Source organism: Hyphococcus sp. D3-15, assembly GCF_055809375.1.
This window is the reverse complement of the sequence record NZ_CM147910.1, coordinates 656,657-668,981: the sequence shown is the minus strand read 5'-3', so window position 1 is coordinate 668,981 and position 12,325 is coordinate 656,657. Positions and strand designations below refer to the sequence as shown.

The 12,325-nt window shown below is 59.2% G+C and carries 17 protein-coding genes and 1 pseudogene; 8 read left to right on the top strand and 10 right to left on the bottom strand.

Annotation, left to right across the window (positions count from 1 at the left end; genetic code table 11):
* Positions 1–68: 68 nt before the first annotated feature.
* The 4 genes from AC0L8G_RS03485 to AC0L8G_RS03470 form a co-directional block, all read right to left on the bottom strand.
* Positions 69–806, bottom strand: a complete 738-nt coding sequence (locus tag AC0L8G_RS03485) for an HIRAN domain-containing protein (protein WP_473386826.1) — start codon at positions 804–806, stop codon at positions 69–71.
* Positions 807–857: 51 nt separating this feature from the next.
* The gene (rlmN, locus tag AC0L8G_RS03480) at positions 858–2,006 is read right to left on the bottom strand and encodes a dual-specificity RNA methyltransferase RlmN (RefSeq protein WP_473386824.1); all 1,149 of its coding nucleotides are present in this window, start codon (positions 2,004–2,006) and stop codon (positions 858–860) included.
* A gap of 35 nt (positions 2,007–2,041) precedes the next feature.
* A complete protein-coding gene (locus AC0L8G_RS03475) occupies positions 2,042–3,046 on the bottom strand; it encodes an SRPBCC family protein (protein ID WP_473386823.1) in 1,005 nt (334 codons plus the stop codon).
* 95 nt (positions 3,047–3,141) lie between these two features.
* A complete protein-coding gene (locus AC0L8G_RS03470; protein ID WP_473386821.1) occupies positions 3,142–3,639 on the bottom strand; it encodes a GFA family protein in 498 nt (165 codons plus the stop codon).
* A gap of 132 nt (positions 3,640–3,771) precedes the next feature.
* Here AC0L8G_RS03470 and AC0L8G_RS03465 point away from each other — a divergent pair, with 132 nt between their 5' ends.
* Entirely contained in the window at positions 3,772–4,365 is a 594-nt protein-coding gene (locus AC0L8G_RS03465) for an MFS transporter (protein ID WP_473386820.1), read from the top strand.
* An 11-nt stretch (positions 4,366–4,376) separates the two neighbouring features.
* Positions 4,377–5,081: an MFS transporter gene (locus AC0L8G_RS03460; protein ID WP_473386817.1), complete on the top strand. Its 705-nt coding sequence runs from the start codon at positions 4,377–4,379 to the stop codon at positions 5,079–5,081.
* A 9-nt stretch (positions 5,082–5,090) separates the two neighbouring features.
* On the opposite strand, the gene AC0L8G_RS03455 is transcribed toward AC0L8G_RS03460, so the two are convergent.
* The 4 genes from AC0L8G_RS03455 to AC0L8G_RS03440 all read right to left on the bottom strand — a co-directional run bounded on the left by AC0L8G_RS03455 (position 5,091) and on the right by AC0L8G_RS03440 (position 6,220).
* The gene (locus AC0L8G_RS03455; protein ID WP_473386815.1) at positions 5,091–5,315 is read right to left on the bottom strand and encodes a helix-turn-helix domain-containing protein; all 225 of its coding nucleotides are present in this window, start codon (positions 5,313–5,315) and stop codon (positions 5,091–5,093) included.
* Complete coding sequence (locus AC0L8G_RS03450) at positions 5,315–5,827, bottom strand: DUF2975 domain-containing protein (RefSeq protein WP_473386813.1); 513 nt, start codon at positions 5,825–5,827, stop codon at positions 5,315–5,317. The genes AC0L8G_RS03455 and AC0L8G_RS03450 overlap by 1 nt, the downstream gene beginning before the upstream one ends.
* Before the next feature lie 91 nt (positions 5,828–5,918).
* On the bottom strand, positions 5,919–6,086 hold the full coding sequence (locus AC0L8G_RS03445; RefSeq protein ID WP_473386811.1) for a hypothetical protein: 168 nt from the start codon (positions 6,084–6,086) through the stop codon (positions 5,919–5,921).
* On the bottom strand, positions 6,086–6,220 hold the full coding sequence (locus AC0L8G_RS03440) for a hypothetical protein (protein ID WP_473386809.1): 135 nt from the start codon (positions 6,218–6,220) through the stop codon (positions 6,086–6,088). The genes AC0L8G_RS03445 and AC0L8G_RS03440 overlap by 1 nt, the downstream gene beginning before the upstream one ends.
* 338 nt (positions 6,221–6,558) lie before the next feature.
* Here AC0L8G_RS03440 and rdgB point away from each other — a divergent pair, with 338 nt between their 5' ends.
* The 6 genes and pseudogenes from rdgB (at position 6,559) to AC0L8G_RS03410 (ending at position 10,925) form a co-directional block, all read left to right on the top strand.
* Positions 6,559–7,167, top strand: a complete 609-nt coding sequence (gene rdgB / locus AC0L8G_RS03435) for an RdgB/HAM1 family non-canonical purine NTP pyrophosphatase (RefSeq protein WP_473386807.1) — start codon at positions 6,559–6,561, stop codon at positions 7,165–7,167.
* Entirely contained in the window at positions 7,167–7,937 is a 771-nt protein-coding gene (gene bla / locus AC0L8G_RS03430; RefSeq protein WP_473386806.1) for a subclass B1 metallo-beta-lactamase, read from the top strand. The genes rdgB and bla overlap by 1 nt, the downstream gene beginning before the upstream one ends.
* On the top strand, positions 7,934–9,055 hold the full coding sequence (gene hemW / locus AC0L8G_RS03425) for a radical SAM family heme chaperone HemW (RefSeq protein ID WP_473386804.1): 1,122 nt from the start codon (positions 7,934–7,936) through the stop codon (positions 9,053–9,055). Before bla ends, hemW begins: the two co-directional genes overlap by 4 nt.
* Before the next feature lie 16 nt (positions 9,056–9,071).
* Positions 9,072–9,516 (top strand): annotated as a pseudogene (locus AC0L8G_RS03420) (DUF2721 domain-containing protein).
* On the top strand, positions 9,513–10,271 hold the full coding sequence (locus tag AC0L8G_RS03415; protein ID WP_473386803.1) for a HesA/MoeB/ThiF family protein: 759 nt from the start codon (positions 9,513–9,515) through the stop codon (positions 10,269–10,271). Before AC0L8G_RS03420 ends, AC0L8G_RS03415 begins: the two are co-directional and overlap by 4 nt.
* Positions 10,272–10,298: 27 nt before the next feature.
* Complete coding sequence (locus AC0L8G_RS03410; RefSeq protein ID WP_473386802.1) at positions 10,299–10,925, top strand: YceI family protein; 627 nt, start codon at positions 10,299–10,301, stop codon at positions 10,923–10,925.
* 3 nt (positions 10,926–10,928) lie between these two features.
* Here the strand turns inward: AC0L8G_RS03410 and AC0L8G_RS03405 are convergent, their stop codons facing one another.
* Together AC0L8G_RS03405 and AC0L8G_RS03400 are read right to left on the bottom strand one after the other, a co-directional pair.
* On the bottom strand, positions 10,929–11,399 hold the full coding sequence (locus tag AC0L8G_RS03405) for a DUF2141 domain-containing protein (RefSeq protein ID WP_473386801.1): 471 nt from the start codon (positions 11,397–11,399) through the stop codon (positions 10,929–10,931).
* Between the two features lie 182 nt (positions 11,400–11,581).
* A complete protein-coding gene (locus AC0L8G_RS03400) occupies positions 11,582–12,199 on the bottom strand; it encodes a class I SAM-dependent methyltransferase (RefSeq protein WP_473386800.1) in 618 nt (205 codons plus the stop codon).
* Positions 12,200–12,325: the final 126 nt, after the last annotated feature.

Here is a 12,325-nt window from a genome sequence, read left to right as displayed (position 1 = left end):
CATTCCAGAAGACGGTGTCGCATAAGAAAATGGCGAGCTTTTAAAAGATGAGGGTACGATTCTAAAAGCTAGCCTAGCCCATCTTCGATCGCATTTTCTATGTCTTCATAACTTAGAAATACTGGCCTCGTTGCTTCAATATTTTTCCCCGCATCTAGCTGATAGATTGTCAAATTATCGCACAGATCATTTCTGTCGTTTTCCTCCCACCACCTTACTAAAACTCGCTTGTGTTTTTGAGCCCACTGCTGAACGGCATGCTCAGCATCTTCAGCAAGTAGCGTAGCATCAAGAATGATTTGCCTACGCCCGGTGGGTACATCGCCACTTTTCTTGATAAGGACGTCACGATCAAAGCGCTCAATTTCTGCCGACACATGAAACTCTGGCCAATTCGCATTAGTTTCATCTTCTTTGCGAGAATTCTTTGGGCTTACTTTCTTCTTCTTTTTTGCCTTGGCCTGACGCAGCGGAATTAGCTCCAAGTCAACATAGTATTTCTTTAAAAAAAGTCCCTCTCTTCGGATTTCTTTTATGAGCACTGAAACTTCTGAGCCTTCATCCAAGGCGTCTGCAACCCAACGATGCTTCCGAGGAAGATAGCCGAGTTTATATTCCGGATCACGCAAATGTATTGCCACCGCCTTATCATCATAAGGATTATTCGGCTCTCTTCGAACCAGTACTATTTCTGAGTTATATTTGGTTTTGCTTATTTCATTGCGCAGAATATGAAGCAATTTATGGACCGTCGATTTATGAGGTCCTTTGTTTTGCCCGACTAAGTATGAGGGATATTTTTTCATAGCACCCCACGCCACCACCTCACTTCAAAGCAATCAGCAACTCATCTTCCACTAAACCGAAAGCATCCGCTCCCGCCTTATCTCACTCGCGCGCTTTTTCACGCTCTCGGACTTCAATTGTCCGCAGGCGGCGAAAATATCGCGCCCGCGCGGGGTTCTGATCGGCGAGGCGTAGCCGGCGCGGGAGACAATCTCGGCGAAGGCTTCGATGCGCTCCCAGCTTGAACATTCATAAGGCGCGCCGGGCCATGGATTGAACGGGATCAGATTGATCTTGGCGGGAACGCCCTTGAGCAACCGCACCAGCGCGCGCGCTTCTGCGTCTGAATCATTGACGCCTTTCAGCATCACATATTCAAAAGTGATGCGCCGCGCATTCGACGCGCCCGGATAGGTGCGGCACGCCTCCATCAATTCCTTGATCGGATATTTCCGGTTGATCGGCACCAGCACGTCGCGCAGCGCGTCATTCGTCGCATGCAGCGAGATCGCCAGCATCGCCGATGTTTCTTCGCCAAGGCGCATGAATTCCGGCACGACGCCGGAGGTCGAGACGGTGATGCGGCGGCGCGAAATCGAAATCCCGTCGCCATCGGAAATCACATCGATGGCGCTTGAAACATTGTCGAGATTATAGAGCGGCTCGCCCATGCCCATGAAGACGATATTGGACAGCTTGCGCTCATCGCCGCCCGACGGCCATTCGGCCAGATCGTCCTTGACCACCATCACCTGATTGACGATTTCAGCAGCCGTCAGATTACGGACGAGTTTCTGCGTGCCCGTATGGCAGAAGGTGCAGGCGAGCGTGCAGCCGACCTGTGACGAGACGCACAGCGCCCCGGCGCGGCCCACATCGGGGATGTAGACGCATTCGACTTCGATGCCCGGCCCGAGACGGATGAGATATTTGCGCGTGCCGTCAGTGGAGACGAGCCGCTCGGTGATTTCCGGACGCGCCACCACAAAGCGCGTCGCAAGCTCGGCGCGCATGTCCTTGGAAATATCGGTCATGCCGTCAAAGCCGGTGTGACCGGCCACATAGATCCAGCGCCAAAGCTGGTTGGCGCGCATCCGCGCCTTTTTCTGGTCGAGCCCGAAGGCCGCGCCCATGACTTCCGCCATCTCGGCGCGGGTCATCCCCGCGAGATTAACCAAGCCCGCATTTTCGGGCCGTTTTGATAGATCGAGTTCCGCCATAAGCGCCGGGATATAGGCGCTCGGGCGTCCGGCGTCTACGCCCCTTCCGGAACACCCTGTTCCGCCCGGTTTTTGACGATTTCCAGGACATTCCGCTGAATATCGCCAAGCATCAGCTCCGCCCAGGCGGCCCCGTACAGATTGACCGGCGTCGCGATGCGATACCGTGTTTCCAACACGAGACGAGTCTTGCCAGCCGCAATCTCTTCAAGCTCGTAACCGCCGCGCTCAATCTGCAAGTGATGGCCATCCGGCGCGATATGACGGTCAGTATGCTCCCTCACGGATTCATTTGGAAAGTGAAAGACCCAGTGAAGTTGCTGCGCTTCTTCCCATTTGAAAATTCGCTCTTCAAATGAAACCGCGTCACCCCAGCGCGCATCGCGCACCGCCGATGCGCCTGTCCCTTTAACGACGGCAGATGTTGGCCTCGGCACGACAAGCAGGTCTTGCGTGATGTTCCAGCGTCCTTCCTCCTCACTGATCGCTTCCATTTTCAACAAATGCGGCCACACCTGTTCAGGCGATGCATTGATGACAATGGCCCGTGAAACGACAAATTGCTGAGGAGATGGTGGAAAGGCTGGCTCAACCATCAGCGCCAGCATCGGCGCAAAAACGAGCACGCTGCAATTCACAACCGAGTTTTGTCTGAAGCGTCGATGAAAATGCTTCACTGTTAGCGAGCCAAGCAAGGCGCTGAACCACCAGGGCGCAGCGAGCATGACTATGCAGATGACGCCCTCTCGCAAAAGGATGCCGCCGACCACCAGAACGATTGTGATGAGCGCCAGCGGAACCGCAAAATAGTGACCGTGTGATCGCTTGCCGGCTGGATCCGTCAGAAATGCTCCGAGCATCCCGATACAATAGGGAAGCACAAACAAGATCGCCGCGCTGATTGTGACAGGGCCAAGTGTTTTGTTGATTGAAGTATCGAGCGCGTAGACGCCAAAGCCGATGACGAGCAACAGGCTGATTATTGCTGCAAGCCTTAACCCAACCCAAAGCCAAGCGGGCTTGCCTGTGTCAATCGCCATTGCGCCTCTTCTCCCCTAAGCTCTAATGCGCTGGCGATTAAGGGCCAGTTTCACGCCTTTGTCGCACAACATACTGTCCGCCCGAATTGGCGGTGTCAGCCCGCTTTGGCCGCATGGCTTTGTTTGGCGAGTTTCAGCCGCTCTTTCGCGTCTTCCGGCCAATAATCGCTCATTTTGTAATAGGCTTTGACCACCGGAACATCGTGAGAAAGCGTCACCCAGGGCTGCTTGGACTCCGTATAGATATGAATATCCGGCGGCGCCGCATCGGGATCGTCCAGCGTGCCGACGCGCATGAACGCGATCGCCTCGCCGGCGCCGCCATAATGGCTCCACAGCGCCACCTGGCATTTCGGGCAGCGATGGATTTTCTGGCCGCGCCCGCTTTCCGACGGGGTTTCGACGCGCACCGTCTCCTCGCCCAACATGTCGACGCAATCCATTTCAATCATCGCATTGAGCGCGAAAGCGGCGCCGGTCTCGCGCTGGCACCAGCGGCAATGGCAGCAATGCACGAAGAGCGGCGGCGCGGTCAGCCGGTAGCGCACGCTCCCACAGGAGCATCCGCCTTCAAGAGAAAAAGACTCTGACATCAGCGCCTCATTCGTGACTGGAAACACTTTATCGGGAGTATGGCGAACAGGGAACAGGAAAGGCGCCATTCGTGATTGCCAATTGCGCCGCGCCATGGTGAGAGTGCCCGCATCACCGGAGCCCCCGACCTGATGGAAACCCACGCGCCTTCTCCCGCGCCGGAACCGACTGCGCGCGCCGTCACCAGCCCGCTGCAGCGGCGGATCGCGATCATGCTGCTGCTGGTCGGCGCAGTATGCGCCGGCATGGGCCAGACCATCGTGTTTTCGGTCCTGCCGCCGCTCGCCCGCGAGATCGGCCTGTCGAATTTCCAGGTCGGCGCGATCTTCATGATTTCCGCCACGGCCTGGGTGTTTTGCGGGCCGCGCTGGGGGCGCCAGAGCGACCGCAAGGGCCGCAAGCCGTTTATCCTGATCGGCATGGCTGGTTTTTCGGTGTCGACCGCTTTATTCGGCGCATCGATCGAACTTGGCCTTGCGGGAATTTTGTCCGGCATGCCGCTTTACATCCTGATGATCGCCATGCGCTCGGTCTATGGGCTGGTCGGTTCGGCGAGCCCGCCGGCGGCGCAAGCCTATATCGCCGACCGCACCTCAAAGCGCGACCGCACCGCAGGCATCGCCAGCTTTTCCGCCGCCTTCGGTTTCGGCGCCATGCTCGGCCCCGGCTTCGGCGCCGCGACCTCGTTGATCAACCCGGCGGCGCCGTTTTCGCCGCCGCCCTGATCGGCGCGGCGATGACTGTCGCGGTGTATTTCTTCCTGCCGGAACGGACCGGCCCGGCGCAGCGCGCGCAAGCGGCGAAAGTCAAACTCAGCGATCATCGCCTCGTGCCGTTTTTCGCTTTTGCGCTGTGCTTCGGCGTCATCAACGCCATCCCGATCCAGACCATCGCCTTTTATTTTATCGACCGGCTCGGCTATTCGACGGAACAGGCGCCCGCTTATGTAAGTATCGGCCTGACCGCCGGCGCCATGGCGTCGCTATTCGCGCAGCTTGTGGTGGTGCAGCGTTTTCGCCTGCCGCCCGCCACCTTGATGCGAATTGCGCCGGCGCTGATCATCATTGGCCATGTCACGATCTTTATGTCCGATCATTTATGGCCGGTGGTCGCCGGCATGATCGCCGCCGGTTTCGGCTCCGGCCTTGCTGTGCCCGCCGCAACGGCGGCCGCATCGCTGGCCGTTGAACCGGATGAACAGGGCGGCGCCATCGGGCTCGCCAGCTCCATGGGGGCGGCGGGATTTATTGTCTCCCCGGCGCTTGGCTTTTCACTTTACGCCCTCGCCCCGGCGGCGCCCTTCATGTTCACCGCGGGCGCGGCCTTGCTGCTTTTGATGTTTGCATGGTGGAGCCGGCATGTGGGCGCGGCGGTTCCGCCGGATGCGGAGGATGTGCCGGAAGAAGCGGTCAGCGAAACAGCCGCGGCGCCTTATCAATAGGCGCTCGCGCTAGTCGCCCGACATCTTGCCGTCATCTTCGAAGAAAAGAATGTCGCCGGGCTGACAGCCCAGCTCCTTGCAAATCGCCTCAAGCGTAGAAAAGCGGATGGCTTTCGCCTTGCCGGTTTTCAGGATCGAGAGATTGGCGATGGTCACCCCGACGCGCTCGGACAGTTCCGTCAGCGACATGCCGCGGTCGAGCAATACACGATCGAGTTTGACCGAAATTGACATTATACGGTGAGGTCCTGTTCTTCTTTCATGCGCGCGCCTTCACGGAAAACCTCCGCCAGCACGAACACGGTGATGACCGCGAGCCAAGACAGAAATGTCATATTGATGTCGATATCCGCGTCGTTGATGAGCGACAAAAAGCCGAATGCGAATTTGGCGCCCTCGCCCATCAGCAAGGCGTATCCAATGCCGCGAAACCGGTCGGCGTTTTCTCTGACAAAAGGCGAACCGAAGCGCAGCGCCTTCAAAATCTCAAGCAGCCGGTTCACCACAAACAACATGACCACGGTGGTCACAAATCCGTATGCGACCTTTATGAAATCGCCTGACCCCGTGACGCCGTCGATTTCCACTTCGGCGCGGTGCGAGAATAAATCCGCGATCCCCGGCGCGAATGGCAAGGCGATCATCGCCAACGACACCAGCACGAGCATGATCCACAAGATCACCCGCGTGATATGCAGCCCGACTGACAAAATTGATGCGAGCGAACCTTTGCCTATCGCTTTCATAAGGACGGTCTCCGTAAATGCGCGCAAGAAATCAGGGCCCGGCGCGATGCCGGGTGCTGGCGCGCAGATAAGTTTTTGAAAAACGCCACCCTTAAAAGAACGCGACCAGACAGAAAGTCTTTTCGCAGTTTTGGCGGGCGCCGTCAGCCTTTTCGCCTGCGGCGCCTTCGCCAGGCGCCGCGATGGCGAGGGAGTACAGGCACGCCGCCGCCACCGCCGCGAAAATGCCTGCTGACGCCGTTTGAACCAATCTCGACATTACGCCACCCCGGCAAAGGAGCCGATTGCGGAAACATAACCGGCGGCGATGACTCCGATCACGGCCAGAACAGCCAGTCCATTGACAAGACCAGCGAATTTATCGAAACTTGAGGTTGAGTTAGCAAAGCGCATGGGTTTCTCCTTTTCTTTCCTGTGTTAGCGGCTCGTTTTGATCTCTTGAGCGGTCAGGTTCGTCCTGCCGCTCTTTTTTTGTTTTGGCCTTTCGCCCTTGAATTGCCGGGCGGGGCGGCCTTGCCCCGGGTTTCTCCGTTTTTCGGGCTCTTTTCGCCGGATGCTCCGGTCTTTTCGGCCCTTTTTCTTTTGCCCGTTCGGCTGCTATTGAGCTTTCCGGGTTCCTGCTGCGGCGTTGTTTTCGCCGTCTTGTTGATTATCGATATACACTTATCGAAAAACGATGCAAGGGGTTTTTGCCGAAAAACGATAATTTTTTCTCGATAAGGGATAAATAGATGGGCGAAAAAGTGCGGAAATTGGGGCCAGGACGCCTCATTATCGCCTCTCACAACGACGGAAAAGTGAGAGAAATCAATGACCTATTGTCTCCGCTGGGAATTGAGGCGGTGTCGGCGAAAAATCTTGGCCTTGAGGACCCGGAAGAGACCGGCACGACCTTCGCCGAGAACGCCGAATTGAAGGCGCTGACCGCTGCGCGGGCCGCAAACCTGCCGGCGCTGGCGGATGATTCCGGCCTGGCGGTGACGGCGCTGGGCGGCGCGCCGGGGATTTTCTCCGCCCGCTGGGCCGGCGAGCCCCGCGATTTCACCCTCGCCATGAAAAAGGTCGAAACGTCGCTTTTCGACAGCGGCACGGAAGATTTTTCCGCCCGCTTTGTCTGCGCCCTGTCCCTCGCTTGGCCGGACGGGCATACCGAGACTTTCGAAGGCGACGTTAAAGGCGTGCTGGTGTTTCCGCCGCGCGGCGACAAAGGGTTCGGCTATGATCCGATCTTCGTGCCGGAAGGCTATCACGTCACCTTTGCGGAAATGGACCCGGAAGAAAAACACTCCATCTCCCACCGCGCCGATGCATTCCGTAAGCTGATGAAAGCGCATTTTTGATGTTGAAGAAATTTTTCGCCGCCGGGTTTTTGATTTTCTCAAGCGCCTGCTCGAGTCTTGGCGGCAAGACGGCGCAGCCCGAGCCGCTGCCGGAACCATCGCTGGAAAAGATCGCCGACAATGTATGGATCCACAAAAGCTATGCCATGGCCGGCTCCTGGGGCCTCGTCCTCTCGCAAGGGCTGGTCGTCGATACGGGCGCCGGAGTCGCGCTGGTGGACACCGCATGGACTGATGAAGAAACGCAAACTTTGTTGAATCTGATCGAGGCCGAACTCGGCGTGCTGCCGGATATTGCGATTGTCACCCATGCGCATTCGGACAAGATGGGCGGCGTCAAAACCCTGCAGGACAACGGTATTGGCGGGCGCGCCCATCGCTTCACCAATGAAGATGCGCCAGCGCGCGGCCTGCGCAAAACCATGTTCACCATTCTTGATACAAGCGATCGCGACGAATTGCTCGGCGCGCAAGACGAAGACGGAGTGATCGCCTTTTATCCCGGCGCCGGACATACGCGCGACAATATCGTTGTCTATTACGCCCCGGCGAAAGTGCTGTTTGGCGGTTGCCTGATCCGTCCCGGCGATACGGATAATCTCGGCAACACCGCCGATGGCGATGTTGGGCATTGGGCGCAAGCGGTTCGCAATGTCGCCGAAGCTTTTCCCGATGCGCAGATCATCATCCCGAGCCACGGGGCGCCGGGCGGACGCGAATTGCTCGATCACACTATCGCGCTTGCCGAAGCGGCGGCCGCCGCACCATGAACAAACCGCTCGGGGTTTATGTTCACTGGCCCTATTGCGCCCGCATCTGCCCCTATTGCGATTTCAACGTCTATAAGAACCGCGAGATCGACGCGGCGGCGTGGATCGCGGCGCTGACCCGCGATCTTGAGTTCTTTGCAACAAGAACATCAGGGCGGAAACTCAACAGCCTTTATTTTGGCGGCGGCACGCCGTCGCTGGCGCCCTTGCCGGTGATCGAGGCCGTCATTGAAACCTGCGAAAAGCTCTGGGGCTTTGCGCCGGACGCGGAAATCACCCTTGAGGCCAATCCGACGGATGCGGAGCAATCGCTGTTCGAAGGCTTTGCGCAAGCGGGCGTCAACCGCCTGTCGCTGGGGGTGCAGTCCCTGCGCGATGAACCGCTCACCTTTCTCGGGCGCGATCATGACGCAGCGAGCGCGCGGCGCGCGATTGAAGCGGCGCAAAGAAATTTTGCGCGCGTCACGTTTGATCTCATCTATGCGCGCCCCGGCCAGTCTCTGGATGACTGGCGCGCCGAACTTTCCGAAGCGCTGACGCTCGGCGTAACCCATTTGTCGCTCTATCAACTCACCATCGAGCCGGGCACAGCCTTCGCCAAGGCCGTCGAAAAGGGGCGCTGGGCGCCGGTCGATGACGATCTCTGCGCCGATATGTTCGATGCGGCGCAGGAAATGACGGCAGCTGCGGGCCTTCCCGCTTATGAAATCTCAAACCACGCGGCGCCGGGCGAGGAGAGCCGGCATAATCTCGTCTACTGGACCTATGGCGACTATCTGGGCGTTGGTCCCGGCGGGCATGGCCGCCTGACGGAAAACGATATTCGCATCGCAACGGAAACGCCGCTGGCGCCGAAGGACTATCTCGCCGGCGCGCCCCACACAGAGGCGCCGCTGTCCGCGCGCGAGGCGGCTATGGAGCGCCTTTCCATGGGGCTGCGGCTGGTCGCCGGCATTCCCTTCACGGAGACCGATCCTTATTTCGCAGAAGCCGGCGGCTATGAAAAACTCGACCGGCTGATCGGCGACAAACTGCTCCTGTGGGACGGGGAAATCCTCGCCGCCACGGCGGATGGGCGGCGGATTTTGAACCGCGTGCTTTACGAACTCTTCGGATGATCGCAGAAAGACCCTCATGAACGAACTTTCCGACATCGCCCATCTTGTTGAGCTTGCGGTCGCGCCGGTTTTCCTGCTGGCGGGGATTGGCTCGCTGCTCGGCGTCGTCACCACGCGCCTCGCCCGCGTCATTGACCGCGCGCGCATTCTTGAAGAGCGTCTTTACCAACCGCGCAATGACGATGAGGAAGCGCGCATGCGTGGCGAGCTTTCCTCCCTCGACCGGCGCATGGTGCTGGCGCAGCGCGCGATTTTTGTTCTCGACCGCAGCCCTGATGGTCTGCCTCGTCGTTGCGATGCTGTTTGTCGGTGAATTCATCGCCATCTCAGCAGCGCCGGTCGTGGCGATGATGTTCATCGCCGCGATGTTCGCGATGATCGGCGGGCTGACGCTATTCCTGATGGAAATCTCCATCGCCACCGGCGCCATCCGCGTACGCGCCGAATTGCTGTCAAAATGACCCCTGAAGAACGAGAACGCTACGCCCGCCACATCCTGCTTCGCGAGGTTGGCGGACAGGGCCAGCAAAAACTGAACGCCGCGCGGGTGCTGGTCGTCGGCGCCGGCGGGCTCGGCAGTCCAATCCTTTCCTATTTGGCGGCGGCGGGAGTCGGAACCATTGGCATCGCCGATGACGATGCGGTCGCGCTGTCAAACCTGCAGCGGCAAACGCTGTTCCGCACGGAGGATGTGGGCCGCGACAAGGTGGAAGCCGCGGCGGGCGCCCTTGCGCGGCTCAACCCGCATGTGAAAACCGCGAGCCATCCGCGCATTGACGAGGCCAACGCGCGCAGCATTGTTTCCGCTTATGATCTGGTGGTTGAAGGCGTCGATAATTTTGCAACGCGTTATGCGCTGAACCGCGCCTGCATCACCGAGAAGAAACCGCTGGTCTCCGCCGCTGTGGGCCGGTTTGAGGGCCAGCTTTCAACCTTCAAACCCTTCGCCGATCCGGGCGTTTTGCCCTGTTATCGCTGCCTGGTGCCGGAAGAACCGCCGCGCGATGAACAGGTGAACTGCGCCGAGGAAGGCGTTTTGGGCGCCGTCACCGGCGTGATGGGCACGCTCGCCGCCATGGAAGCGCTCAAGGAATTGTTATCCCTTGGCGACGGCCTTGCGGGCAGGCTCATGCTATATGACGGGCTTGCCGGGGCCTTCCGCACGGTGCGCCTGCCCGCCGATCCCGCCTGCCCCGATTGCGGGAGCGGCCAATAGGCGGAAAGGCAGAGAGAAAGAGAATTCATGTCGCTTCTCCGCCTGCTGATCATTCCTGCAATCGCGCTTCTCGCCGGATGCGCATCGGCGCTGGCCCCGGTGCTGAAACCCAATGTGGAGCAAGGCGCGAGCGCCCTGCGCGCCGGACAATATGAACTGGATGAAACCCATGCGGCGCTGATTTTTCGCATCAATCATCTGGGTTTTTCAGAATTTGTCGGACGCTTCGACGCCTTCAGCGCCAGCCTTGATTTCGATGAGGCTGACCCCGACGCGGCGAAGATCGACGCGGTGATCGACATGACCAGCCTCGATGTCGCCAATGACGATTTCGCCGCAACCTTGATGGGCCCGCAATGGTTTGATGCGGCGGCATACCCACAGGCGCGCTTCACCTCCACCGCCATCGCCATCACTGGCGAAACCACAGGAACGATGACCGGCGAGTTGACGCTGCATGGCGTCACCCGGCCGGTGACGCTGGATGTCGTGTTTAATGGCGGCGCGCGCGACCGGCTTCGCGGCAATGCTTATATCGCCGGATTTTCCGCCCACGGAACAATCAGCCGCGCCGCCTTCGGCGTCGACCGGTTTTCAGGCGTGATTACGGATGATGTGGAAATTGAAATCCAGGCGGAATTCAAGAAGCGCTAGGGCTTAGTCGTCCAGCGTGATGACGACGACGCTGCCCGGGCCCGCATAGACTTTTGTTTCGTCATAACGGGGCTTGCGCAATTTCGGCTTTACGCCATTGGAAAAAGCCACCGGCTCTTTCGGACGCCCGAGCACCTTGCCGCGATTGAGCACGCCATCGCCATTCTCATCGAGATAGGCGGCGAAAGCGTATTCGCCGGGCTCGAGATCGCCAAGCGACAGCACCGCGACGCCATCCGCATCGAGCAGCGCCGCATGTTTGGCGCGCGCATGCTCAAGAAAGCCTTCTTCGCTGTCATAGATGGTGAGGCGCACAGCCTGGCCCGCCGCCGCCCGGAAGTCGGTCTTCACCGCAGCGACGATGTGGGACGGGTCGGAATATTTGGCAAAGCCGTCAATGCTCGCGGGAACGGAATCCGCATGGGCGACACTCGCCGCGGCGCACAACAGCCCAATCCCCAACAATTTACGCACTTCAGGCTCTCTTTCGGCAACGAAATAGGGCATTCTTTTGCGCCCGCGAAGTCATTTACAGTAAATCCGGCATGTAGAGAAGGCGCCAGAGAGGCGGCTTTACCGGACCTTAACTCAATGATGCGCCCTGATCGTTGCGATTCAACTAAAATTGGCGTCATTCGCGCGGAAGTGAGCCGATGTTACTTCACGGCCACGCCGCCGGTCACAAATCCCGCTATTTTCGGCATTCCCGGCAGGTAATGCTGGTCCATCGACTCGATCCGGAACCCGGCGGCGGAGACCAGTTCCGCCGGTTTGCGGTTGAGATGACAGCCGCCGGCGAGGCTCGCCCACAGGCCGTTCAGGCGGTTCTGCCAGCGGGCGACGCCGCGATCCGGGGCCGCCCCATGCTCGAGGAAGACCAGCTTGCCCTCGGGCTTCAGGACCCGGCGCATGCCCGCCAGCGCCTCTTCAACGCCCGGGATCGTGCACAGCGAAAAGGTCACCAGCACCGTATCCACCGACGCCTCGGGCAGCGGGATCTGCTCGCCGGGAAGGTCCAGCCACTCAACCGGAAAGGGCAAGTCCTTGACGCGCGGGGCGGCGAGCTTGCGCCACGAGGCGGAGGGCTCCAGCGCGTAAAGATGGGTGATATTCGCGCGATCATAATAGGGCGCGTTGTGACCCGAGCCGAAACCGATCTCGAGCACCTGACCCTTGGCGTCCGGCACAATCCGCGCGCGCTCTTTTGAGATCTGCGGCGACCCGCAAATGCACGAGACAAGGCGTGGTTCGATCTGATTGGCGTAAAAACCCATAATAGCGCTTTCCTGACTTTAGCGGACCGGCGAATAGCCGATGGCGCCGGCCGCCCCCACAAACATCCGATACGCATGCGCAGCTATCTTTAGTTATGGGCGGCCCGATGTTATGGCGGCGTCGAC

What these genes read in the sequence shown, in the direction of transcription:
- AC0L8G_RS03485 (WP_473386826.1), bottom strand. Translation starts at nt 806, where the DNA reads ATGAAAAAATATCCCTCATACTTAGTCGGGCAAAACAAAGGACCTCAT.
- rlmN (WP_473386824.1), bottom strand. Translation starts at nt 2,006, where the DNA reads ATGGCGGAACTCGATCTATCAAAACGGCCCGAAAATGCGGGCTTGGTT.
- AC0L8G_RS03475 (WP_473386823.1), bottom strand. Translation starts at nt 3,046, where the DNA reads ATGGCGATTGACACAGGCAAGCCCGCTTGGCTTTGGGTTGGGTTAAGG.
- AC0L8G_RS03470 (WP_473386821.1), bottom strand. Translation starts at nt 3,639, where the DNA reads ATGTCAGAGTCTTTTTCTCTTGAAGGCGGATGCTCCTGTGGGAGCGTG.
- AC0L8G_RS03465 (WP_473386820.1), top strand. Translation starts at nt 3,772, where the DNA reads ATGGAAACCCACGCGCCTTCTCCCGCGCCGGAACCGACTGCGCGCGCC.
- AC0L8G_RS03460 (WP_473386817.1), top strand. Translation starts at nt 4,377, where the DNA reads ATGACTGTCGCGGTGTATTTCTTCCTGCCGGAACGGACCGGCCCGGCG.
- AC0L8G_RS03455 (WP_473386815.1), bottom strand. Translation starts at nt 5,315, where the DNA reads ATGTCAATTTCGGTCAAACTCGATCGTGTATTGCTCGACCGCGGCATG.
- AC0L8G_RS03450 (WP_473386813.1), bottom strand. Translation starts at nt 5,827, where the DNA reads ATGAAAGCGATAGGCAAAGGTTCGCTCGCATCAATTTTGTCAGTCGGG.
- AC0L8G_RS03445 (WP_473386811.1), bottom strand. Translation starts at nt 6,086, where the DNA reads ATGTCGAGATTGGTTCAAACGGCGTCAGCAGGCATTTTCGCGGCGGTG.
- AC0L8G_RS03440 (WP_473386809.1), bottom strand. Translation starts at nt 6,220, where the DNA reads ATGCGCTTTGCTAACTCAACCTCAAGTTTCGATAAATTCGCTGGTCTT.
- rdgB (WP_473386807.1), top strand. Translation starts at nt 6,559, where the DNA reads ATGGGCGAAAAAGTGCGGAAATTGGGGCCAGGACGCCTCATTATCGCC.
- bla (WP_473386806.1), top strand. Translation starts at nt 7,167, where the DNA reads ATGTTGAAGAAATTTTTCGCCGCCGGGTTTTTGATTTTCTCAAGCGCC.
- hemW (WP_473386804.1), top strand. Translation starts at nt 7,934, where the DNA reads ATGAACAAACCGCTCGGGGTTTATGTTCACTGGCCCTATTGCGCCCGC.
- AC0L8G_RS03415 (WP_473386803.1), top strand. Translation starts at nt 9,513, where the DNA reads ATGACCCCTGAAGAACGAGAACGCTACGCCCGCCACATCCTGCTTCGC.
- AC0L8G_RS03410 (WP_473386802.1), top strand. Translation starts at nt 10,299, where the DNA reads ATGTCGCTTCTCCGCCTGCTGATCATTCCTGCAATCGCGCTTCTCGCC.
- AC0L8G_RS03400 (WP_473386800.1), bottom strand. Translation starts at nt 12,199, where the DNA reads ATGGGTTTTTACGCCAATCAGATCGAACCACGCCTTGTCTCGTGCATT.